Below are 20,280 nucleotides of genomic sequence, written 5' to 3'. Positions count from 1 at the left end.
AAGCAATTTTTTGGCACGCAAGTTCAAAGAAACATCGTTTCTCTAAATCTTTGCAGTGCAAGTATTTGGCTTAGCCAGACACTTACACCTATCGGTTATTTGGTCTGTTAAAGAGCGGTGCTGACTGCTTGTTTCGTTTGCGTCGTCAGCTGAGGAGGCGAACTATACCCACCCAGACCACACCCGTCAACACTTGCACCGCAATAAACTGCAAGTATTTGCTTAAGGTGTTGATTTGCAACGGCACCAAAAAGCAAAAAAGTTGGCCGCAGGCGGCCAACTTGGTGAGGTATACGTGACGACGTACCGGCTCAGGGCAGCGGAATAAAGTCGCTTTCGCCATTTACCATGGCAAAACGGCCATTGGCCCAGTCGTCGCGGGCCTGCTGCAGGCGGCTACGGTCGCTGGCCACGAAGTTCCAGTCCAGATAACGCGGGCCGTCCAGTGGTGCGCCGCCGAACAGTACGCCACTGGCGCCTGCTGATGTGCTGATCTGGCTGGCTGTGTCGCCTAGCACCACCAGCTCGCCCGCCTGAATGGCTTCGTCCCCGATCTGCACGCTGCCATCAAACAGGTACAGGCCACGCTCTGCCACATGCGCTGGCAGGGTGAGGCTGGCACGGGCGGCCAGCTGCCAGGATAGGTAGAGCGTGGGAGCAAAGGTACGTACTGGCGACTGGTGGTTGGCCGCGTGGCCTATCAGCAGCTGTAGCTGGGCACCGCCTTCTTGCCAGGCGGGCAGTGTGCTGGCGGCGTAGTGATGAAAGGCGGGCTCGCAGGCCTCGTCGGCTTGCGGTAGTGCCAGCCACATCTGCAGGCCTTCTACCGCCTGGCCAGCCTGGCGCACATCGGCAGGCACCCGCTCAGAGTGCACGATGCCGCGCCCGGCCACCATCAGGTTGATGTCACCCGGGGTGATGCGCTGGGCGGTGCCCAGGCTATCGCGGTGCATCATGCAGCCCTGGCGCAGAAAGGTGACGGTGGCCAAGCCGATATGCGGGTGCTGACGGACATCGCCGGCGGTGCCTTCTGCGGCAAAGTGTGCCGGGCCCATGTGATCGAGAAACACAAAGGGCCCGATGCTGCGGGTACCGATGGCCGGTAGCAGACGGCGGACGATGAAGCCAATGTCTTTGCTGGCAGGCTGTATCCGGCGGACGATGTCGTGCATGGTAGATTCCTCAGGCCAGGCGGCCTTGCTGGTAATCGTCAAACGCCTGCTCCAGCTCGGCGCGGGTGTTCATGACGAAGGGCCCGTACTGGGCAATGCTTTCCTTGAGTGGCTTGCCGGATAGCACCAGTACGCGGGCCCCCTCTGCCGTGGCGAGCGAGACGCCCTCCCCTTGAGCGGACAGGATGGCCATATGGCCAGCGCTCACGGCACGGCCTACCACGTCCAGGCTGCCTTGATACACATAGATGAAGGCATTATGGCCCGGCTCGATGGCAACATCGAGCTGCTGCCCCGCCGGCAGGCCGATATCCAGATAGAGCGGCTGGGTATCGGCCTGCTGAATGCTGCCCGCCTGCTCGCCGTAGTGACCGGCGATAACCTTGACGCTGATGCCATTATTGAGCTGCAACAGCGGAATGTTGGCCGCAGGAATATCCTGATAAGCAGCAGGGATCATCTTGCGGGCGCCGGGCAGGTTGATCCACAGCTGAAAGCCGTGCATCAGGCCTTCTTCCTGCTCGGGCATTTCGGAGTGGATGACCCCGCGCCCGGCTGTCATCCATTGCACACCACCCGGGCCAAGCAAGCCTTCGTTACCGCCGCTGTCGCGGTGGCGCATACGGCCGGCCAACATATAGGTAACGGTTTCGAACCCACGATGCGGGTGCGGCGGGAAGCCGGCGATATAGTCGCCCGGGTTGTCGGAGCGAAACTCGTCCAGCATCAGGAAGGGGTCCAGCCGGCGCTGCAGGTCTTGCGTGAGCACGCGCTTGAGTTTGACACCTGCGCCGTCGGCGGTGTCCATACCGCGCACCAGACGCTCTACCTGACGGGATGGGAAAACGCTGCTCATCACTGACTCCTTGCATGATTGCTGATAGCGACAATATACAAACATGGCCGTGCTGATAAAAGATTAAAAAACTGCCGAGGATTTTCAAATATTCCGAGCAAGACCGCTGCGTAGCGACGAACATGAAAAAACACCGCACAAGGCGGTGTTTGGCGTAGCTGGTAGGGCGGTGCCGGCTTAGTCGGCGTTTTGCCCCAGAATTTCCTGCGCCCACACCATGGCGTCCAGGTGGATGCGGTTAACGTCTTCCGCGTCCAGCTTCAGCATGCGGGCCAGCGTGGTCATGCGCTCGTGGTTGTCTTGCTCGGCCGAGATGGCCAGCGCCAAGTACGGCGCAAACAGGCCATGCTGATTCAGCAGCGCATCGATCACCGTGGGTGGTAGTTCAAGCGGCGACAGCGCATCGGTGAGCTCCACTTGCATCAGCGAATCCAGCAGCGAGAACATGCCGGTGAGGAACAGGTGCTCGCACTCCAGCTTGTGATTTCCACCCTGCTGCCCCAGCGCCTCCATGAAGCGGGCGCGGAACAGCGAGCGCTCCAGCAGCGCCAGCGAGCGGCCATCCTCGCTCTTGCGCGAGGTAAACAGCAGCATGGTCAGCCATTTGAACAGCGACTCGCGCCCCAGCAGCATCAGCGACTCTTCGATGGTCATGACTTTGCGCGACAGGCCGTTCATTGGCGAATTGATAAAGCGCAGCAGCTTGAACAGCAGGACCGAGTCCAGCTTGAACTGCGCATCGATCTCGCGGCTTTCGGCACCTGCACGTAACAGGCGCATGATTTCCAGCACGCGCATCTGACTGGCGTCGGCTTTGGCGTTGGGCACCGGGTGGAAGTTGGTGAGGAAGCTCCCCTGATACAACGCAAAGCGCTTGGCCGCGCCTGGCGTTTTCACACACACATCAAACTCTTCCGCCGAGCCGATATTGCGCGCGTACCAGCGCGCCGCCGGGTACTTGCCTGGCAGCTGGTCCATAAAGGGTGCCAGCACTTCGTCCGCCGGGGCGGCAAAGTCCATGATCAGCATGTCCATGCGCGAAAGCAGGTCGTCCTGCAGCGGCGGCGGCAACACACTATGGCCAAACAACGCCGGCTCAATGGCGAAACGGCGGCCCGCGGCACGGTGTGCGTCGATCTTGCTGATGGTGTTGGCGGTGACCGGCTCGTCCATGGCCGGGTTCAGCACAAAAATCACGCGCTCGGCCGGAAAGCCCTCCAGTGCCGGGTCGCCCAGCGAGATGGTGGAGATATGCACCAGCGCACGGCGAAAAGCCAGCAGGCGGAACACATCCATATTGATGAGCGTGCTGATCATCAGGCGGTCGAACTGCGACCACTGGCTGGCGCTGGATTCACGGCGCTTGACCGCATCACGCACCATGAACTCGTAGGCCACCACGCGCAGCTGCATATCGTGCAGCGGCTGGTGCGTGACAAAGCCCAGCGTGTGGGGCAACACCGGCGCCGGGCTATCTGCCGCCGGACTGGCGGGGGCCGCCCTGGCTGCCCCCGGCACCGCGCCGGGCTCGTTGGCCGCCTGCGGCGTGTCTTCTTTGCGGGACAGCTTGTCAAACAGGTTCTTGAACATGGTCAGGCATCCATCAGGGTGCGATAGGTTAATGTCAATTTAGCCGATGCGGCCGGGGATGCGCGGAGTGTCCACACGCACGTCGCCGCACTGCGCACGATGGCGCAGCGCGTGGTCGATCAGCACCAGGGCCAGCATGGCCTCGGCGATGGGGGTGGCGCGAATGCCCACGCACGGGTCGTGGCGACCATGGGTTTCTACCATGATGGCTTCGCCGGCCTTGTTGATGCTGCGGCGCGGCTGGGCAATGGACGAGGTCGGCTTGATGGCCATGGAAACTTCGATCTGCTGGCCGGTAGAGATACCACCCAGGATGCCGCCAGCGTGGTTGCTGGCAAAGCCTTCGGGCGTGAGCTCGTCGCCGTGCTCGCTGCCGCGCTGGGTAACGCAGCCAAAGCCGGCGCCAATTTCCACGCCTTTCACCGCATTGATATTCATCATGGCGTAGGCGATGTCGGCGTCCAGGCGGTCGTAGACCGGTTCACCCCAGCCTACCGGCACATTATCGGCTACCACGCGCAGGCGGGCACCCACCGAGTCCAGGCTCTTGCGGATGCTGTCCATATAGCTTTCCAGCTGCGGCACCACGCTGTCATCAGCGGCGAAGAAAGGGTTGTTGTCTACGTGATTCCAGCTCTTGAACGGGATGGCCACGTCGCCGATCTGCGTCATGTGGCCGCGAATCACAATACCGAACTGCTCTTTCAGCCATTTTTTGGCGATGGCACCGGCCGCCACGCGCACGGCAGTTTCGCGGGCCGAGGAGCGGCCGCCACCACGGGGGTCGCGGATGCCGTACTTGTGCCAGTAGGTGTAATCGGCGTGGCCGGGTCGGAAGGTGTCGGCGATATTGCCGTAGTCTTTGCTGCGCTGGTCGGTATTGCGGATCAGCAAAGCGATCGGCGTGCCGGTGGTTTTGCCCTCGTACACGCCGGACAGGATCTCGACGGCGTCCGGCTCGCGGCGTTGGGTAACGTGGCGGCTGGTGCCGGGTTTGCGGCGGTCCAGTTCCAGCTGGATATCGGCTTCGGTCAGCGCCAGCCCCGGTGGGCAGCCATCCACAATGCAGCCGATTCCCGGGCCGTGGCTCTCGCCAAAAGAGGTAACAGTAAACAGCAAACCCATGCTATTGCCAGACATCGCTTTATCCCTGAATTCTTGTGTGATCTCACCCGATTCTAGCATGGCTGGCTAGCGTTCGAGCGCCTGCCCTGCCGTTGGCGGGCAGAAGGTTGGCCGCATCATGCTGATAAAACAAAACCCGGCCGCAGCCGGGTTCGATAAGCCATGCACGAGGTTTCGCGCTAACGCTTACTGCCAGTCCAGAATCACCTTGCCGCTCTGGCCGGACAGCATGGCGGCAAAGCCGGCCTCGAAATCGTCCACTTTGAAGTGGTGGGTCACAATCGGGGTGATATCCAGCCCGGACTGGATCAATGCCACCATTTTGTACCAGGTCTCGAACATCTCGCGGCCGTAGATACCCTTGATTTCCAGACCCTTGAAGATGACCTGGTTCCAGTCGATTGACGTGTTGGCCGGCGGGATACCCAGCAGCGCTACCTTGCCACCGTGGTTCATCACGTCCAGCATCTGGCGGAAGGCGTGCGGGTTACCGGACATTTCCAGGCCCACGTCGAAGCCTTCGGTCATGTGCAGTTCCTGCATCACGGCTTTCAGGTCTTCGCGGCCAACGTTCACGGCACGGGTGGCGCCCATCTTGCGCGCCAGTTCCAGGCGGTAGTCGTTCACATCGGTAATCACCACGTGGCGTGCACCCACGTGCTTGGCGATGGCGACCGCCATGATGCCAATGGGGCCGGCACCGGTAATCAACACGTCTTCACCCACCAGATTAAAGCTGAGCGCAGTGTGCACGGCGTTTCCGAACGGGTCGAAGATGGAGGCCAGGTCATCGGAAATGTCGTCCGGGATCGGGAAGGCATTGAACGCCGGAATCACCAGGTATTCGGCAAACGCGCCTTCGCGGTTCACGCCCACGCCGGTGGTATTGCGGCACAGGTGGCGGCGGCCGGCGCGGCAGTTACGGCAGTAGCCACAGGTGATATGGCCTTCGCCGGAGACACGCTGGCCAATGGTGAAGCCCTGCACTTCGGAACCCATGCCGGCCACTACGCCCACGTACTCGTGGCCGACGTGCATCGGTACCGGGATGGTCTTTTGCGCCCAGTCGTCCCAGTTCCAGATATGGATGTCGGTACCGCAAATGGCGGTTTTGGTGATCTTGATCAGCAGGTCGTTATGGCCCACTGCCGGCATTGGTACATCGGTCATGCTCAGGCCGGGGGCGGCCTGCAGTTTGGCGAGTGCTTTCATGCAATTACTCCTGTGTTTTGCCACGGAAGCACACGGAACAACACGGACAACCCAGCCCGCCATCATCGGGGCACGGGCACGCCGATAGGGCAAGCACCCTGCAGGCGGGTTCAGTGTGTTTTTGTGTCTTTTCGTGGCAAAGAATCATTTGGTCAAATCACGCCCAGTTTGCGGCCAACCTTGATGAAGGCGGCAACCGTGTGCTGCACCTGCTCCAGCGTGTGGCCGGCGGACATCTGCGTGCGGATGCGCGCCTTGCCCTTGGGCACCACCGGGTAGGAGAAACCGGTCACAAACACGCCTTCATCCAGCAAGGCAGCGGCCATATCGCCCGCCAGTTTGGCGTCGCCCAGCATCACCGGGATAATGGGGTGCTGGCCCGGCACCAGCGTAAAGCCGGCTTCGCTCATGGCACTGCGGAAGTAATCGGCATTGCGCTTGAGCTGGGCGCGCAGGGTGTCGCCTTCTTCAGTTTGCAGAATCTGCAACACTTTCAGGCTGGCGGCGGTAATGGCCGGAGCCAGGGTGTTGGAAAACAGATAGGGGCGCGAACGCTGGCGCAGCAGGTCCACGATAGGCTGGCGCGCCGACACATAACCGCCGGATGCGCCACCCAGCGCCTTGCCCAGCGTGCCGGTGTAGATATCCACACGGTCGGCCACGCCGCACAGCTCGGGGGTGCCGGCGCCGCGGTCACCGACAAAACCTACCGCGTGCGAATCGTCCACCATCACGATGGCGCCGTAGCGCTCGGCCACGTCGCACAGGGTTTTCAGGTCGGCGATGATGCCGTCCATGGAGAACACGCCGTCGGTCACCACCAGCTTGAAGCGCGCGCCAGCGGCGTCGGCAGCTTGCAGCTGGGTTTCCAGGTCGGCCATGTCGTTATTCTTGTAGCGGAAGCGCTTGGCTTTGCACAGGCGTACGCCGTCGATGATGGAGGCGTGGTTCAGCTCGTCCGAGATCACCGCGTCTTCTTCGGTGAGCAGGGTTTCGAATACACCGCCGTTGGCGTCGAAGCAGCTGGAGTACAAGATGGTGTCGTCGGTGCCCAGAAAGCCGGAAATCGCTGCCTCCAGGTCTTTGTGTACCTGCTGGGTACCGCAGATAAAGCGTACCGAGGCACAGCCGTAGCCGTAGTCGTCCAGGCCTTGTTTGGCCGCTGCAATCAGGCGGGCATCGTCGGCCAGGCCCAGGTAGTTGTTGGCGCAGAAGTTCAGTACGTCACGGCCACCACTCAGGGTAATACCGGCGCGTTGCGGGGTAGCAATCACACGCTCGGGCTTTTCAAAACCGTCGGCACGGATGTGCGCCAGCGTGGCTTGCAGATGGGCGAGGTAGGTATGGTTCATGGGCTATCCCTGTGGTGTGGCAGGTGCCTTACAACGGCACGACTGCAATGTTTCTGTCACCATTCTAGACCCCTGCCAGTGACATTATCAGGGACAGTTTCGCGCTATTTTGCGGGGGTGAGTGTTACCGTGCCGTGCGACAATAGCCGGCTGTTGATCACCCTGCCGTTCTACCGTGAGCCAGCCCGCCCCTACCCCGCAGTGCCGCCACTGCCAGCACTACTACATTACGCACGATGTGCGCTTTCCCTACGGCTGCCGTGCCATGCAGATCAAAAGCAAGCGCACGCCGACGCTGGATGTCCAGGAGGCCACCGGCCGCCCTTGCGTGATGTTTGCCGCAAAAGCAGCGCGCCAGCCATAAAAAATGCGGCCAGGGTTGGCCGCATTGCATGTCAGGGCGTGCGATAGCTTAGCCGCGGCGAATCACCCGTGCCGCATCCAGTGCGTAATAGGTAAGAATGCCGTCGGCACCCGCGCGCTTGAACGCCAGCAGGCTTTCCATCATGCATTTTTCTTCGTTCAGCCAGCCGTTTTGCACGGCGGCTTTCAGCATGGCGTACTCGCCGGATACCTGGTAGGCGTAGGTGGGCACCTTGAAGGTGTCCTTGATGCGGCGAATCACGTCCAGGTAGGGCATGCCGGGCTTGATCATCACCATGTCGGCGCCTTCTTCCAGATCCATCGCCACTTCGTACAGCGCTTCGTCCAGGTTGGCCGGGTCCATCTGGTAAGTGTATTTGTCAGCACTGCCCAGGTTGGCCGCCGAGCCTACCGCGTCGCGGAACGGGCCATAGAAGGCAGACGCGTACTTGGCGCTGTACGCCAGAATCTTGGTGTGGATAAAGCCTTCGTCTTCCAGCGCGCTGCGGATGGCACCGATGCGGCCGTCCATCATGTCGGACGGGCCCAGCACGTCGGCACCGGCGGCGGCGTGACACAGCGCCTGCTGTACCAGGATTTCGGTGGTTTCGTCGTTCAGCACGTAGCCGCTATCGTCCAGCAAACCATCCTGGCCGTGTACGGTATACGGGTCCAGCGCCAGGTCGGTCATGATACCCAGCTGCGGAAAGCGCGCTTTGAGTGCGCGCACCACGGTGGGAACCAGTCCGTCGGGGTTATAGGCTTCTTCGCCGGAGTTGTCTTTGCCGGTTTCGATAACCGGAAAAATGGACAGCATGGGGATGCCCAGCGCCACGGCTTCGGCGGCGGTATCCAGCAGTTTGTCCAGGCTCTGGCGCTTGACGCCGGGCATGGAGGCCACCTCTTCCTCGCGGCCCTCGCCTTCCAGTACGAATACCGGGTAGATCAGGTCGTTGGTGGTCAGCACGTTTTCACGCATCAGGCGGCGGGAAAAGTCATCACGGCGCATGCGACGCAGGCGGGTAGCGGGAAAGTAGCGATTGGCAAACATGAAGGTCTTTCAGCAAGAGGTGTCAGGACGGGCATGAAGATAGCAAAGCTAAGACCAGGCTGACAGCACTAGTTCAATACGATTTGCGGCAGCACAAGTTGGCCGCAATGCGGCCAACCCTGCACCTAGCGCTGTTCGGGCGGCGTGTCTTCTGCGGCCGGGGCGGCTTCGCCGGGGCGGCGATACGGGCTGCCATCCTTGCTGGACGGCGCATAGGTACCGGGCAGCACACCGGGCGGCAGCTTGCCATCGCCGGTCTTGCGCGACATGCGCGCCAGCGTGGCAATCACCGTGCCCACCGGGGCAACAATCATCAATACCCAGAACCAGGTGGAATGCAGCAGATCCATACAGGCCTCAAATAAAAAACGCCGGGTTTCCCCGGCGTGATGGTGTAGCGGATTGCAGCAAGGATATCAAACCTTGTCGTATACCGGTTGGCCGCCTTGCTTGCGCTCGGCTTCCAGATTGTCTTCTGCCTGGTGGCCAGTCCAGTAGTCGGCATTCTTGATACCCAGTTTTTCCGGGTGGAATACCGGGTCCAGGCCCTGTGCTTTCTGTGCTTCGTAGTCGCGCAGTGCAATAAAGGCCGGCTTCTGCAGCAACAGGATGGCAGCAATGTTCATCCACGCCATCATGCCCACACCGATATCGCCCAGGCCCCAGGCCAGGTCGGCGGTTTTCACGGTGCCGTACACCACGGTAGCCATGATGCCCACTTTCAGCACCAGGGTCATCCATGGGCGGTTTACCTTGCGGTTCAGGTAGGCAATATTGGTTTCGGCGATGTAGTAGTAGGCAATGATGGTGGTGAAAGCAAAGAAGAACAGTGCCACCGCCACAAAGATGGAACCAAAGCCCGGCATGATGTTTTCCATGGCGGTCTGGGTGTAGCCCGGGCCAGCGGCCACGCCGGCAATACCGGTATACAGCGCCTTGCCATCCGGGCCCTGCACGTTGTACTGGCCGGTAATCAGCAACATGAAAGCGGTAGCCGAGCACACGAACAGGGTATCAATGTAAACGGAGAAGGCCTGCACCAGACCCTGCTTGGCAGGGTGCGATACGGCAGCAGCCGACGAGGCGTGCGGGCCGGTACCCTGACCGGCTTCGTTGGAGTACACACCACGCTTCACGCCCCACTGGATCGCCATACCCAGGATGGCGCCGAAACCGGCATCCAGACCAAAGGCGCTCTTGATGATCAGGCTCAGCACGTGCGGCAGCTGGTCGATGTGCAGTGCCACGATCACGCAAGCCACAATGATGTAGCCCAGTGCCATGAACGGCACCACGATCTCTGCAAAGGAAGCAATACGCTTCACGCCACCAAAGATGATGAAGCCCAGCATCACGGCCAGCAGTGCGGCAGTTACGTTAGGGTCAATACCCAGCGCGTTTTGCAGACCGGCACCAATGGAGTTGGACTGGGTGCCTGGCAGCAGCACGCCGCAAGCAAAGATGGTAGCAATCGCAAACACGATCGCAAACGGCTTCATGCCCAGGCCTTTTTCAATGTAGAAAGCCGGGCCACCGCGGTACTCGCCATTGATCTTTTCTTTGTAGATCTGGCCCAGGGTGGATTCGACAAACGCCGAGCTGGCGCCCAGGAAGGCTACCATCCACATCCAGAACACGGCACCGGGGCCGCCAAAGGTAATCGCGGTAGCCACACCGGCGATGTTACCGGTACCCACACGGCCAGCCAGGGTCATGGCCAGCGCCTGGAAGGACGAGACACCACTGCTGTCGCTCTTGCCGTCAAACATCAGGCGGATCATCTCGCCAAAGTGGCGTACCTGTGCAAAGCGGCTACGGATAGAAAAGTACAGGCCCACACCCAGGCAAAGGAAAATCAGCCCTTTGCTCCAGATCCAGCCGTTCAGAAAATCAACTAACTCCTGCATGTTTGCTCCTTTGATGTCAGGTATTTGCTTTCCCACAAAGCCGGCAGCCTGGTCAGGGGCTACCGCATCGCGCAGGTCGTGGTCGCCTGCTTTGCGAAGCCGCAACCTTACTGAAACAACACCTGTAGAGCTAGATACCTGGATACATTAACCATTATTTGTCAGACAATCGCCGCTGAACGCACGATGATTGCCCAAAAACAAAAAAACGCACCGCGGGGAAACCCTAACGGTGCGTCTTGACTACAACAATATTTCGATAAGCTTAGCCGAAGAAATCCTTCAGCTTGTCCACAAACGACTTGGCACGCGGGGTGTGGGTAGCCACATCGCCCTGGCTAATAGCTTCGAATTCACGCAGCAACTCGCGCTGGCGCTCGGTCAGGTTCACCGGTGTTTCCACCACCACATGGCACATCAGGTCGCCGACATCGCTGCCGCGCACCGATTTCACACCTTTGCCACGCACGCGATAAACACGGCCGCTTTGCGTTTCTGCGGCAATCTTCACCTTCACCATGCCGTCCAGCGTAGGGATTTCCACCTCGCCACCCAGTGCGGCAATGGTAAAGCTGATCGGCATTTCGCAGTGCAGGTCTTTGCCATCACGCTCGAACACGCTGTGCTTCTTGACATGAATCACCACGAACAGGTCGCCCGACGGGCCACCGTTCTGGCCTGGCTCGCCCTCGCCGGACAGGCGGATGCGGTCGCCCTCGTCCACACCGGCCGGAATCTTCACATTCAGCGTTTTGTGGGTCTTTACCTGGCCAGCGCCGTGGCATTTATGACACGGGTCGGTAATCTGCTTGCCGCTGCCATGGCAGGTGGGGCAGGTTTGCTGGATGGAAAAGAAGCCCTGACTCATGCGTACCTGGCCGTGGCCGCCGCAGGTGGTGCAGGTCTTGGGCTGGGTGCCCGGCTTGGCGCCACTGCCGTGGCAGACATCGCAGTTTTCGTGCGAAGGAATGCGGATCTGCTTTTCGCAGCCGCGCGCCGCTTCTTCCAGCGACACTTCCATGTTGTAGCGCAGGTCGGAGCCACGGTACACATTGCTGCGCCCGCCACGCCCCCCCCCGCCGCCACCAAAGATGTCGCTGAAAATATCACCAAAATCAAAGCCGCCAAAGCCCTGTCCACCGCCGCCCATACCGGCTTGCGGGTCCACGCCGGCGTGGCCGTACTGGTCGTAGGCCGCGCGCTTTTGCGGGTCGGACAAGATCTCGTAGGCTTCCTTGCCTTCCTTGAACTTGTCTTCTGCTTCCTTGCTGTCCGGGTTACGGTCCGGGTGGTACTTCATCGCCAGCTTGCGATAGGCCTTCTTGATGTCGTCGTCCGACGCATCACGATTGACGCCCAGTACCTCGTAGAAATCCTTTTTCGCCATGCTGTATCACCCTAGCGCCAACCGGCAGGTTGGCCGCAATTGCTGGCAAACCCCTGCCCACATGCAGGAGCCTGCTTCTGAAAAGAAGGGCTACGCATCGTGCCGGGCCATGTACTTGTGCGCACCGCCGGGCCATTTGCTGCAGCCTGCGGCCAACCTTTGGCTTGGCCGCCCATCAAGGAAAAGGCACAGCGCCCCCGAAAGGGCCTGTGCCTTGCCGTTATCGTTGAAGCTTACTTCTTCACTTCTTCGAATTCGGCGTCTACGACGTTGCCGTCATCTTTCTTGCCATCAGCCTGTGGCTCGGCAGTGGCGCCTTCGGCACCTTTGTCGGCGTACATGTGCTCGGCCAGTTTGTGCGAGGCAGTCATCAGTGCCTGAACCTTGGCATCGATGGCTTCCTTGTCATCACCGCCAATCACTTCTTCGGCTTCTTTCAGCGCGGCTTCGATGGCGGCTTTTTCGTCCGCAGAGATCTTGTCGCCGTATTCGGTCAGCGATTTTTTCACGCTGTGAATCAGGCCTTCACCCTGGTTGCGGGCTTGTACCAGTTCGGACAGTTTCTTGTCTTCTTCGGCGTTCAGCTCGGCATCGCGCACCATTTGCTGGATTTCGTCTTCGGACAGGCCGGACGAAGCCTGGATGGTGATGTTGGCTTGCTTGCCGGTAGCCTTGTCTTTAGCAGACACGTGCAGGATACCGTTGGCGTCGATGTTGAATTCCACTTCGATCTGCGGTACGCCACGCGGTGCCGGCGGGATGTCACCCAGGTTGAACTGGCCCAGCGACTTGTTGGCCGCGGCTTTTTCACGCTCGCCTTGCAGCACGTGGATGGTTACCGCAGTCTGGTTGTCGGCAGCCGTGGAGAACACTTGCGACGCTTTGGTCGGAATGGTGGTGTTCTTCTGGATCAGCTTGGTGAGGATACCTCCCATGGTTTCGATACCCAGCGACAGCGGGGTCACGTCCAGCAGCAGTACGTCTTTACGGTCGCCCGACAGCACGGAGCCCTGGATGGCGGCGCCCACGGCGACGGCTTCGTCCGGGTTCACGTCACGGCGTGGCTCTTTACCGAAGAAGGCTTTTACCGCTTCCTGCACTTTCGGCATACGGGTCTGACCGCCCACCAGAATCACGTCGGTGATGTCAGCCAGCGATACACCCGCGTCTTTCAGCGCTACCTTGCACGGCTCGATGGAGCGCTGTACCAGGTCGTCTACCAGGCTTTCGAACTTGGCGCGGGTAATCTTCATGGCCAGGTGTTTCGGGCCGGTGGCGTCCATGGTGATGTACGGCAGGTTCACCTCGGTCTGGGTCGCGGAAGACAGCTCGATCTTGGCTTTTTCTGCGGCTTCTTTCAGGCGCTGCAGGGCCATTACGTCGTTCTTCAGATCAACGCCCTGTTCTTTCTTGAACTCGGTCACGATGTAGTCGATCACGCGCTGGTCGAAGTCTTCGCCGCCCAGGAAGGTGTCACCGTTGGTGGCCAGCACTTCAAACTGGTGCTCGCCGTCTACGTCGGCGATCTCGATGATGGAGATATCGAAGGTACCACCACCCAGATCGTATACGGCGATCTTGCGGTCACCTTCCTGCTTGGCCAGGCCAAAGGCCAGCGCAGCAGCGGTCGGTTCGTTGATGATGCGTTTTACGTCCAGGCCGGCAATACGGCCTGCATCTTTGGTGGCCTGACGCTGGCTGTCGTTGAAGTAAGCCGGTACGGTAATCACGGCTTCGGTCACTTCTTCGCCCAGGTAGTCTTCGGCGGCTTTTTTCATCTTGCGCAGGACTTCTGCGGAGATCTGCGGCGGGGCCAGTTCCTGGTCGCGTACCTTTACCCAGGCATCGCCGTTTTTGGCGCGCATGATCTCGAAAGGCATCATGTCGATGTCTTTCTGCACTTCTTTGTCTTCAAAACGATGGCCAATCAGGCGCTTCACCGCGTACAGGGTGTTTTTCGGGTTGGTTACCGCCTGACGCTTGGCGGGTGCACCTACCAGGATCTCGCCGTCTTCCATATAAGCAATGATGGAAGGGGTGGTACGTGCGCCTTCGGCGTTCTCGATTACTTTCGGGTTGCCGCCTTCGATTACGGCCACGCAGGAGTTGGTTGTACCCAGGTCAATACCGATAATTTTGCCCATGACTGGCTATTCCTTTCGTCAAACTTTGTCTCTTAAACCGCCGCGGGGTCGGCCGCAGCGGCCTGTTGTTTTGTCAGATATTGGCTATCGCCACAATTTCAAGAGGGACTCACACCACGCTGGCCTTCAGGCCTTGGGCTTGGCCACCACCACCATGGCCGGGCGCAGTACGCGGTCGGCAATCAGGTAGCCTTTTTGCATCACGCGCACCACGGTATTGGCTTCGGCTTCCGATTCCTCGGTGCTGATGGCCTGGTGTTTGTGCGGGTCGAGCTTTTCGCCCAGCGGGCTGATCTCGGTGATCTGGCCTTTCTCGAAAGCGGCGCTCAGCTGCTTCAGGGTCAGGTCTACACCGAACTTGAGTGTTTCAAACTGGCCGGACTGATCCAAAAGTGCCATTTCCAGGCTGTCTTTTACCGCCAGCAGTTCGGAGGCGAACTTCTGGGCGGCAAATTTCTGGGCGTTCACCACATCATCGGCAGCACGGCGGCGTACGTTTTCGGTTTCGGCCCGTGCACGCAGATACTGCTCTTTCAGTTCTGCAACTTCGGCTTCCAGTGCAGCGACGCGGGTTTCTGCGGTATCTGCCGCGTTGTCATTCGGGGCCTGGCCCTGATCAAGCACTTCTTCTGCTTGGATATTCTGATTTTCCTGCATGACGCTTCCATTTGGCTGAAGTCAAAAAGACCTTTTCCAGATAGGGGCATCGTGGTGGATTTCAAGCCCCCCTCAGCGGGCTTTTGCATGTGCGCTTCTTTGCCATTCTTTTCGCAAGTGCACCAAAACAAGCGTTCGAATCGGTTCGTTTGCGTGCACGATTGTTACCAATTGAAAACAAAGGATTTTTTTTTGCTGCACTGCACACTTTCCGATTTTTTTATGCTTAAATGTTTTCACAACAGCGCTACTGCACGGCCCGCCAGCCCCTTATCCGGGGTGGTTTCCGGCAGCCAGAGCCACCCCCAAATCCGGTGGCTGTAAGACGCAGAAAGGCCGGAACACCGGCCCGCATCAAGAGAAACTGGGAGTGCCGGCTTACCGGCAAAACGAAACTATCAAAGTGAAGGGTTTACCATGACTACTCGCGAACAACGCATCGCCGCCATTCAACACGACTGGGATACCAATCCGCGCTGGAAAGGCATCAAACGCGGTTACACCGCTGCTGATGTAGAGCGTCTGCGCGGCTCGCTGCAAGTCGAGCACACCATTGCCCGTGCCGGCGCCGAGAAGCTGTGGAATCTGGTGAACAACGAGCCGTACATCAACTGTCTGGGCGCGCTCACCGGCGGCCAGGCCATGCAGCAAGTCAAGGCCGGCATCAAGGCCATCTACCTGTCCGGCTGGCAAGTTGCTGCCGACAACAACGAATACGCTGCCATGTACCCGGACCAGTCGCTGTACCCGGTTGACTCGGTGCCGAAAGTGGTAGAGCGCATCAACAACGCTTTCACCCGCGCTGACGAAATCCAGCACTCCAAAGGCCTGGAAAAAGGTGCTGCCGGTTTCGTAGACTACTACGCCCCGATCGTAGCCGATGCCGAAGCCGGTTTCGGTGGTGTACTGAACGCCTACGAACTGATGAAAGCCATGATCCGCGCTGGTGCTGCCGGCGTGCACTTTGAAGATCAGCTGGCTTCCGTGAAAAAATGCGGCCACATGGGCGGCAAGGTACTGGTACCGACCCAGGAAGCCGTACAGAAACTGATTGCCGCCCGTATGGCTGCCGACGTATACGGCGTGCCTACCCTGGTAATCGCCCGTACCGATGCCGAAGCTGCCGACCTGCTGACCAGCGACTACGACGAAAACGACAAGCCGTTCCTGACTGGCGAGCGTACTGCCGAAGGCTTCTACAAGACCAAGAAAGGTCTGGAGCAAGCCATCAGCCGTGCTGTAGCCTACGCCGAATACGCCGACCTGGTATGGTGCGAAACCGGCACCCCGGATCTGGAATTCGCCCGCCGCTTCGCTGAAGCCGTGCACGCCAAACACCCGGGCAAGCTGCTGGCCTACAACTGCTCGCCTTCCTTCAACTGGAAGAAAAACCTGGACGATGCCACCATCGCCAAGTTCCAGCGCGAGCTGGGCGCCATGGGCTACAAGTACCAGTTCATCACCCTGGCTGGCATCCACAACATGTGGTACAACATGTTCGATCTGGCACAAGACTACGTGGCACGCGGCATGTCCGCCTACGTGGAGAAGGTACAGGAGCCGGAATTCGCAGCACGCGACCGTGGCTACACCTTCGTATCGCACCAGCAGGAAGTGGGCACCGGCTACTTCGACGACATCACCACCGTGATTCAGGGTGGCAAGTCCTCGGTTACCGCACTGACCGGTTCTACCGAAGAAGAGCAGTTCCACTAAGCTTTACGACATCAAACGGCGACTCGACCCCGCCGTCTGCGTCAAAAACCCCCGTCATCCGACGGGGGTTTTTCTTTTGTGCCCAGCGGCCAACTATCGCCATCGGCAATAGCAAGCCAACCCAAGCCCAAGACCAACAAAGCCCCCGTCCATGGACGGGGGCTTTGCGTGCGTCAGCTTACTGTCTTGCCGTCAGCATCAGGCTTTGTGCAGCAGCGAGCGCTGGCGCGAATAGCCAAAGTACACCACCAAGCCAATCAGTAGCCACACCGCAAAGCATACCCAGGTCAGCCAGGACAACTGGCTCATCAGGAATACGCAAAACACGATAGCCAGGGCCGGTACGTAGGGCACGCCCGGGCAGTGGAACTTGCGCGGCAGGTTCGGTTCGCGCTTGCGCAGTACGATGATGGCGGCGGCAATCAGCGAGAACGCCGCCAGGGTACCGATATTCACCAGCTCGGCCAGCGTACCCAGCGGTACAAAACCAGCGATCAGTGCAATGATGGTACCAATCAGCCAGGTTGCCTTATAAGGCGTGCCGTATGTCGGGTGGACGTCGCTGAAGATTTTCGGCAGCAGGCCGTCACGCGACATGGCAAACAGGATGCGGGTCTGGCCATAGGTCATCACCAGAATCACAGTCAGCATACCCAGAATCGCGCCCAGATCTACAAAGCCGGCAAACCAGTCCAGCTTGGCCACTTGCAAGGCCAGCGATACCGGGTGGTCGATACCCTTGAACTGCATGTACGGCACGATGCCGGTCATGATGGCGGATACCACCACGTACAGCAGCGAGCAGATACCCAGCGACCACAGCACGCCACGCGGAATGTCCTTGTCCGGGTTCTTCACCTCTTCGGCAGCACACGTTACCGCGTCAAAACCCAGAAAGCTGAAAAACACGATGGCCGCGCCATGGAATACGCCATCCATACCGTAGGGCAACGCCGGGCTCCAGTTGGCCGGTTTCACGTGCCAAACGGCCACGCCGATAAACACCAGCACCACCGCCACCTTGATCAGCACGACCACGTTGTTCACGCGTTTGGATTCTTTAATCCCGAACGCCAGCAGCGCGGTCACCAGCATGGCAATCACAAAGGCTGGCAGGTTGAATACGGTGTCCACCCCCGGGCGCGCGCCCGCCGCAGCGGTCAGCGCATCAGGCAGATGCACACCAAAACCGGCCAGCAGGCTCTGGAAGTAGCCAGACCAACCCACCGATACCGCCGAGGACGCCAGCAGGTACTCCAGCATCAGATCCCAGCCGATGATCCACGCCACCAGCTCGCCCAGCGTGGCGTAAGCGTAGGTATAGGTAGAACCCGACACCGGCAGCATGGCGGCAAACTCGGCGTAGCACAGGGCGGCAAAACCGCAGGCAATGGCGCCGATAATAAAGGACAGTACCAGGCCAGGGCCGGCCACCGTGGCACCGGTGCCGGTCAGCACAAAAATACCGGTGCCGATAATGGCGCCGATCCCCAGCATGGTCAGGTCAAATGCCGACAACTCCTTGCGCAGCGCCCCGGCGCCTTGCGATTCGGCCATCATTTGATGGACGTCTTTCTTGCGTAACAAACTCATTCTCTCATCCCTGTCCGGCCAATGAAAACGCGCCCTCGTGGGGCGCGTAAGCATCCGGATTTGTCAGTGTTGTTGTGGTCCACATGGCGCCCGCCGGTGTCAGGCTGGCGCGCAAGGGCGCGACTATGCCGCAGGGCCATGAGCGTTTTCAAGCCACGAGCCGGCCAGGCCATATTGGATACAGACTCCAATAATCAGATCTATGCCAAACCATCGCCCAGCCGTGCAGCATTCCGCCCTGAACCACAACAAATCCTGCACAACCCTGCCCAAGAGAGCCCAGATCGCCGTTTTGTTTCAATAAGTAGCACTTAATAGCGGCAATCTGCCAGGCCTATTCAGCCAGCGCGGTCACGCTATGCAGAAACAGCGGCAAGCCACCAGCGCTTTTATTGCCATAAAAGTAAAAAATGTTATCGATTTTTACGCCTGTTTCATTACCAGCCTTACCAGTACACTGGCAAAAAACCGGTGCAGGGTACGCATGCCACGCGACCATGACACCGTCAAAAACGGAGAGAGACATGGCGTTGCAACTGCCGCAAGGCGTAGAGATACTGGCCCCGGTCAAACCGGCTCATGAAGCGCTGTTCAATCGTGCTGCGCTGGACTTTATTGCCAGCCTGCACCGGCAGTTCGATGCCCGCCGGCGTAGCCTGTTGCTACAGCGCCAACAGCGCCAGGCTTTGCTTGACGCCGGCCACCTGCCCGACTTTCTGCCCGATACACAAGCCATCCGCGATGGCGACTGGCGCATCGCGCCCCTGCCCGCTGATCTGCAAGACCGTCGGGTAGAAATCACCGGGCCGGTAGAGCGCCGCGCCATGATCAATGCCATGAATGCCGGCGCCAGCTGTTTCATGGCGGATTTCGAAGACGCCACCAGCCCCGGCTGGGACAATATCGTGAGCGGGCACCAGAACGTGAGCGATGCCTGGCGCGGCACCCTGAGCTACCACAGCCCGGAAGGCAAGCACTACCAGCTGCACCCCACCCACGCCACACTGATGGTGCGCCCACGCGGCTGGCACCTGGCCGAAAAGCACCTGCGCGTTGACGGCCAGCCCGTCAGTGCCGCCCTGTTCGACTTTGGCCTGAGCTTTTTTCACCACGCCAGTGCCCTGCACGCAGCCGGAAAAGGCATCTACTACTACCTGCCCAAGCTGGAAAACCACCACGAAGCCGCGCTGTGGAATGATGTATTTGTCGCCGCACAGGCTGCATTGGGCCTGCCGACCGGCACCATTCGCGCCACCGTGATGATCGAACACATTCTGGCAGCGTTCGAGATGCACGAAATCCTGTACGCCCTGCGCGAGCACAGCGCCGGCCTGAATGCCGGGCGCTGGGATTACCTGTTCAGCTGCATCCGGGCATTTTGTCAGGCGCGGCACTTCTGCCTGGCAGACCGCGAACGCATCAGCATGACCGTGCCTTTCATGCGCTCCTACGCCCTGCTCTTGCTGAAAACCTGCCACCAGCGTGGCGCACCGGCCATTGGCGGTATGTCGTCCCTAGCGCCCAACAAGCACGATCCTGCGGCCAATGACCAAGCTATGGCTGCGATCTACCAGGAAAAGCAGCGCGAAGCGCGTGATGGCTACGATGGCAGCTGGGTAGCGCACCCGGCGCTGGTACCGCTAGCGCTGGATGCCTACCGCAGCGTGCTGGGCGATGCGGCCAACCAGCTGGAAAGGCAGCGCGACGACGTGCATATCAGCGCGGCAGACCTGCTGAACTTCCAGCCCGAAGCCCCCATTACCGAGCAAGGCATCCGCAACAATATCAGCGTGGGTATACAGTACCTGGGCGCCTGGATGAGCGGGCGCGGCTGCGTGCTGATTCACCAGCAGCTGGAAGAAGCATCGACTGCCGAAATTGCCCGCGCGCAGCTATGGCAGTGGGTGCACAGCCCCAAAGGCTATCTGGAAGATGGCCGCAAAATCAGCCTGAGCCTGGTGCGCAGCCTGGCCGCAGACGAAATCAACCGGCTGCACGCCGAATACGGTAGCCGCTGGAGCCGGCACTTTGATGATGCGGCGCTGCTGTTTGACCTGCTGGTCAGCAGCGAGGAATTTATCGATTTCTTTACACTACCCGGGGCCGAGTATCTGGATTAAGCCCACGCTGAAATAAAGCGACTACACAATTCGCC

17 protein-coding genes are annotated in these 20,280 nt (G+C 59.8%); 3 read left to right on the top strand and 14 right to left on the bottom strand.

Annotated elements, in window-relative coordinates; all coding sequences use genetic code 11:
• Positions 1 to 311: 311 nt before the first annotated feature.
• From ACZ9XP_RS08430 to ACZ9XP_RS08405, 6 genes are all read right to left on the bottom strand, one after another.
• Positions 312 to 1,172 carry a pirin family protein gene (locus tag ACZ9XP_RS08430; RefSeq protein ID WP_147682844.1) on the bottom strand — a complete coding sequence of 287 codons (861 nt, stop codon included), beginning with the start codon at positions 1,170 to 1,172 and terminating at the stop codon, positions 312 to 314.
• A gap of 10 nt (positions 1,173 to 1,182) precedes the next feature.
• Complete coding sequence (locus ACZ9XP_RS08425) at positions 1,183 to 2,028, bottom strand: pirin family protein (RefSeq protein ID WP_465188258.1); 846 nt, start codon at positions 2,026 to 2,028, stop codon at positions 1,183 to 1,185.
• Positions 2,029 to 2,205: 177 nt separating this feature from the next.
• Positions 2,206 to 3,618 (bottom strand): HDOD domain-containing protein, encoded by a 1,413-nt coding sequence (locus tag ACZ9XP_RS08420; protein WP_147682840.1) that lies wholly within the window; start codon positions 3,616 to 3,618, stop codon positions 2,206 to 2,208.
• Positions 3,619 to 3,657: 39 nt separating this feature from the next.
• On the bottom strand, positions 3,658 to 4,758 hold the full coding sequence (gene aroC, locus ACZ9XP_RS08415; RefSeq protein ID WP_147682838.1) for a chorismate synthase: 1,101 nt from the start codon (positions 4,756 to 4,758) through the stop codon (positions 3,658 to 3,660).
• A 171-nt stretch (positions 4,759 to 4,929) separates the two neighbouring features.
• Positions 4,930 to 5,955: an L-threonine 3-dehydrogenase gene (tdh, locus tag ACZ9XP_RS08410; protein ID WP_147682836.1), complete on the bottom strand. Its 1,026-nt coding sequence runs from the start codon at positions 5,953 to 5,955 to the stop codon at positions 4,930 to 4,932.
• Between the two features lie 152 nt (positions 5,956 to 6,107).
• Positions 6,108 to 7,307: a glycine C-acetyltransferase gene (locus ACZ9XP_RS08405; protein ID WP_147682834.1), complete on the bottom strand. Its 1,200-nt coding sequence runs from the start codon at positions 7,305 to 7,307 to the stop codon at positions 6,108 to 6,110.
• 175 nt (positions 7,308 to 7,482) lie between these two features.
• Between ACZ9XP_RS08405 and ACZ9XP_RS08400 the strand changes: the two genes are divergently transcribed.
• Positions 7,483 to 7,671 (top strand): hypothetical protein, encoded by a 189-nt coding sequence (locus tag ACZ9XP_RS08400; RefSeq protein WP_147682832.1) that lies wholly within the window; start codon positions 7,483 to 7,485, stop codon positions 7,669 to 7,671.
• Positions 7,672 to 7,719: 48 nt separating this feature from the next.
• Here the strand turns inward: ACZ9XP_RS08400 and hemB are convergent, their stop codons facing one another.
• The 6 genes from hemB to grpE all read right to left on the bottom strand — a co-directional run bounded on the left by hemB (position 7,720) and on the right by grpE (position 14,816).
• Entirely contained in the window at positions 7,720 to 8,721 is a 1,002-nt protein-coding gene (gene hemB / locus ACZ9XP_RS08395; protein WP_147682830.1) for a porphobilinogen synthase, read from the bottom strand.
• 125 nt (positions 8,722 to 8,846) lie between these two features.
• Complete coding sequence (locus tag ACZ9XP_RS08390) at positions 8,847 to 9,071, bottom strand: hypothetical protein (RefSeq protein ID WP_147682828.1); 225 nt, start codon at positions 9,069 to 9,071, stop codon at positions 8,847 to 8,849.
• Between the two features lie 66 nt (positions 9,072 to 9,137).
• Positions 9,138 to 10,628 (bottom strand): alanine/glycine:cation symporter family protein, encoded by a 1,491-nt coding sequence (locus ACZ9XP_RS08385; RefSeq protein WP_465188257.1) that lies wholly within the window; start codon positions 10,626 to 10,628, stop codon positions 9,138 to 9,140.
• Positions 10,629 to 10,893: 265 nt separating this feature from the next.
• Positions 10,894 to 12,015, bottom strand: coding sequence for a molecular chaperone DnaJ (dnaJ, locus tag ACZ9XP_RS08380; protein ID WP_147682824.1), 1,122 nt, complete (start codon positions 12,013 to 12,015; stop codon positions 10,894 to 10,896).
• A gap of 233 nt (positions 12,016 to 12,248) precedes the next feature.
• Positions 12,249 to 14,159, bottom strand: coding sequence for a molecular chaperone DnaK (gene dnaK, locus ACZ9XP_RS08375; RefSeq protein ID WP_147682822.1), 1,911 nt, complete (start codon positions 14,157 to 14,159; stop codon positions 12,249 to 12,251).
• A 126-nt stretch (positions 14,160 to 14,285) separates the two neighbouring features.
• A complete protein-coding gene (grpE, locus tag ACZ9XP_RS08370; RefSeq protein WP_147682820.1) occupies positions 14,286 to 14,816 on the bottom strand; it encodes a nucleotide exchange factor GrpE in 531 nt (176 codons plus the stop codon).
• Between the two features lie 417 nt (positions 14,817 to 15,233).
• Here grpE and aceA point away from each other — a divergent pair, with 417 nt between their 5' ends.
• Positions 15,234 to 16,532, top strand: coding sequence for an isocitrate lyase (aceA, locus tag ACZ9XP_RS08365; protein WP_465188256.1), 1,299 nt, complete (start codon positions 15,234 to 15,236; stop codon positions 16,530 to 16,532).
• 198 nt (positions 16,533 to 16,730) lie between these two features.
• Here aceA and ACZ9XP_RS08360 read toward each other — a convergent pair whose 3' ends face one another.
• Together ACZ9XP_RS08360 and ACZ9XP_RS08355 are read right to left on the bottom strand one after the other, a co-directional pair.
• Entirely contained in the window at positions 16,731 to 18,125 is a 1,395-nt protein-coding gene (locus ACZ9XP_RS08360; protein ID WP_147682816.1) for an amino acid permease, read from the bottom strand.
• A gap of 334 nt (positions 18,126 to 18,459) precedes the next feature.
• Positions 18,460 to 18,651 (bottom strand): hypothetical protein, encoded by a 192-nt coding sequence (locus ACZ9XP_RS08355; RefSeq protein ID WP_147682814.1) that lies wholly within the window; start codon positions 18,649 to 18,651, stop codon positions 18,460 to 18,462.
• Between ACZ9XP_RS08355 and aceB the strand changes: the two genes are divergently transcribed.
• Entirely contained in the window at positions 18,650 to 20,245 is a 1,596-nt protein-coding gene (gene aceB / locus ACZ9XP_RS08350) for a malate synthase A (protein WP_147682812.1), read from the top strand. The genes ACZ9XP_RS08355 and aceB overlap by 2 nt on opposite strands.
• Positions 20,246 to 20,280 lie beyond the last annotated feature (35 nt).

This window comes from Vogesella perlucida (assembly GCF_979366545.1).
The sequence above is the reverse complement of the archived record's forward strand: the minus strand, read 5'-3'. Positions and strand labels throughout refer to the sequence as shown.

Coding starts and splice junctions, on each gene's coding strand:
- ACZ9XP_RS08430 (WP_147682844.1), bottom strand. CDS start 1,172: ATGCACGACATCGTCCGCCGGATACAGCCTGCCAGCAAAGACATTGGC.
- ACZ9XP_RS08425 (WP_465188258.1), bottom strand. CDS start 2,028: ATGAGCAGCGTTTTCCCATCCCGTCAGGTAGAGCGTCTGGTGCGCGGT.
- ACZ9XP_RS08420 (WP_147682840.1), bottom strand. CDS start 3,618: ATGTTCAAGAACCTGTTTGACAAGCTGTCCCGCAAAGAAGACACGCCG.
- aroC (WP_147682838.1), bottom strand. CDS start 4,758: ATGTCTGGCAATAGCATGGGTTTGCTGTTTACTGTTACCTCTTTTGGC.
- tdh (WP_147682836.1), bottom strand. CDS start 5,955: ATGAAAGCACTCGCCAAACTGCAGGCCGCCCCCGGCCTGAGCATGACC.
- ACZ9XP_RS08405 (WP_147682834.1), bottom strand. CDS start 7,307: ATGAACCATACCTACCTCGCCCATCTGCAAGCCACGCTGGCGCACATC.
- hemB (WP_147682830.1), bottom strand. CDS start 8,721: ATGTTTGCCAATCGCTACTTTCCCGCTACCCGCCTGCGTCGCATGCGC.
- ACZ9XP_RS08390 (WP_147682828.1), bottom strand. CDS start 9,071: ATGGATCTGCTGCATTCCACCTGGTTCTGGGTATTGATGATTGTTGCC.
- ACZ9XP_RS08385 (WP_465188257.1), bottom strand. CDS start 10,628: ATGCAGGAGTTAGTTGATTTTCTGAACGGCTGGATCTGGAGCAAAGGG.
- dnaJ (WP_147682824.1), bottom strand. CDS start 12,015: ATGGCGAAAAAGGATTTCTACGAGGTACTGGGCGTCAATCGTGATGCG.
- dnaK (WP_147682822.1), bottom strand. CDS start 14,159: ATGGGCAAAATTATCGGTATTGACCTGGGTACAACCAACTCCTGCGTG.
- grpE (WP_147682820.1), bottom strand. CDS start 14,816: ATGCAGGAAAATCAGAATATCCAAGCAGAAGAAGTGCTTGATCAGGGC.
- aceA (WP_465188256.1), top strand. CDS start 15,234: ATGACTACTCGCGAACAACGCATCGCCGCCATTCAACACGACTGGGAT.
- ACZ9XP_RS08360 (WP_147682816.1), bottom strand. CDS start 18,125: ATGAGTTTGTTACGCAAGAAAGACGTCCATCAAATGATGGCCGAATCG.
- aceB (WP_147682812.1), top strand. CDS start 18,650: ATGGCGTTGCAACTGCCGCAAGGCGTAGAGATACTGGCCCCGGTCAAA.
- ACZ9XP_RS08355 (WP_147682814.1), bottom strand. CDS start 18,651: ATGTCTCTCTCCGTTTTTGACGGTGTCATGGTCGCGTGGCATGCGTAC.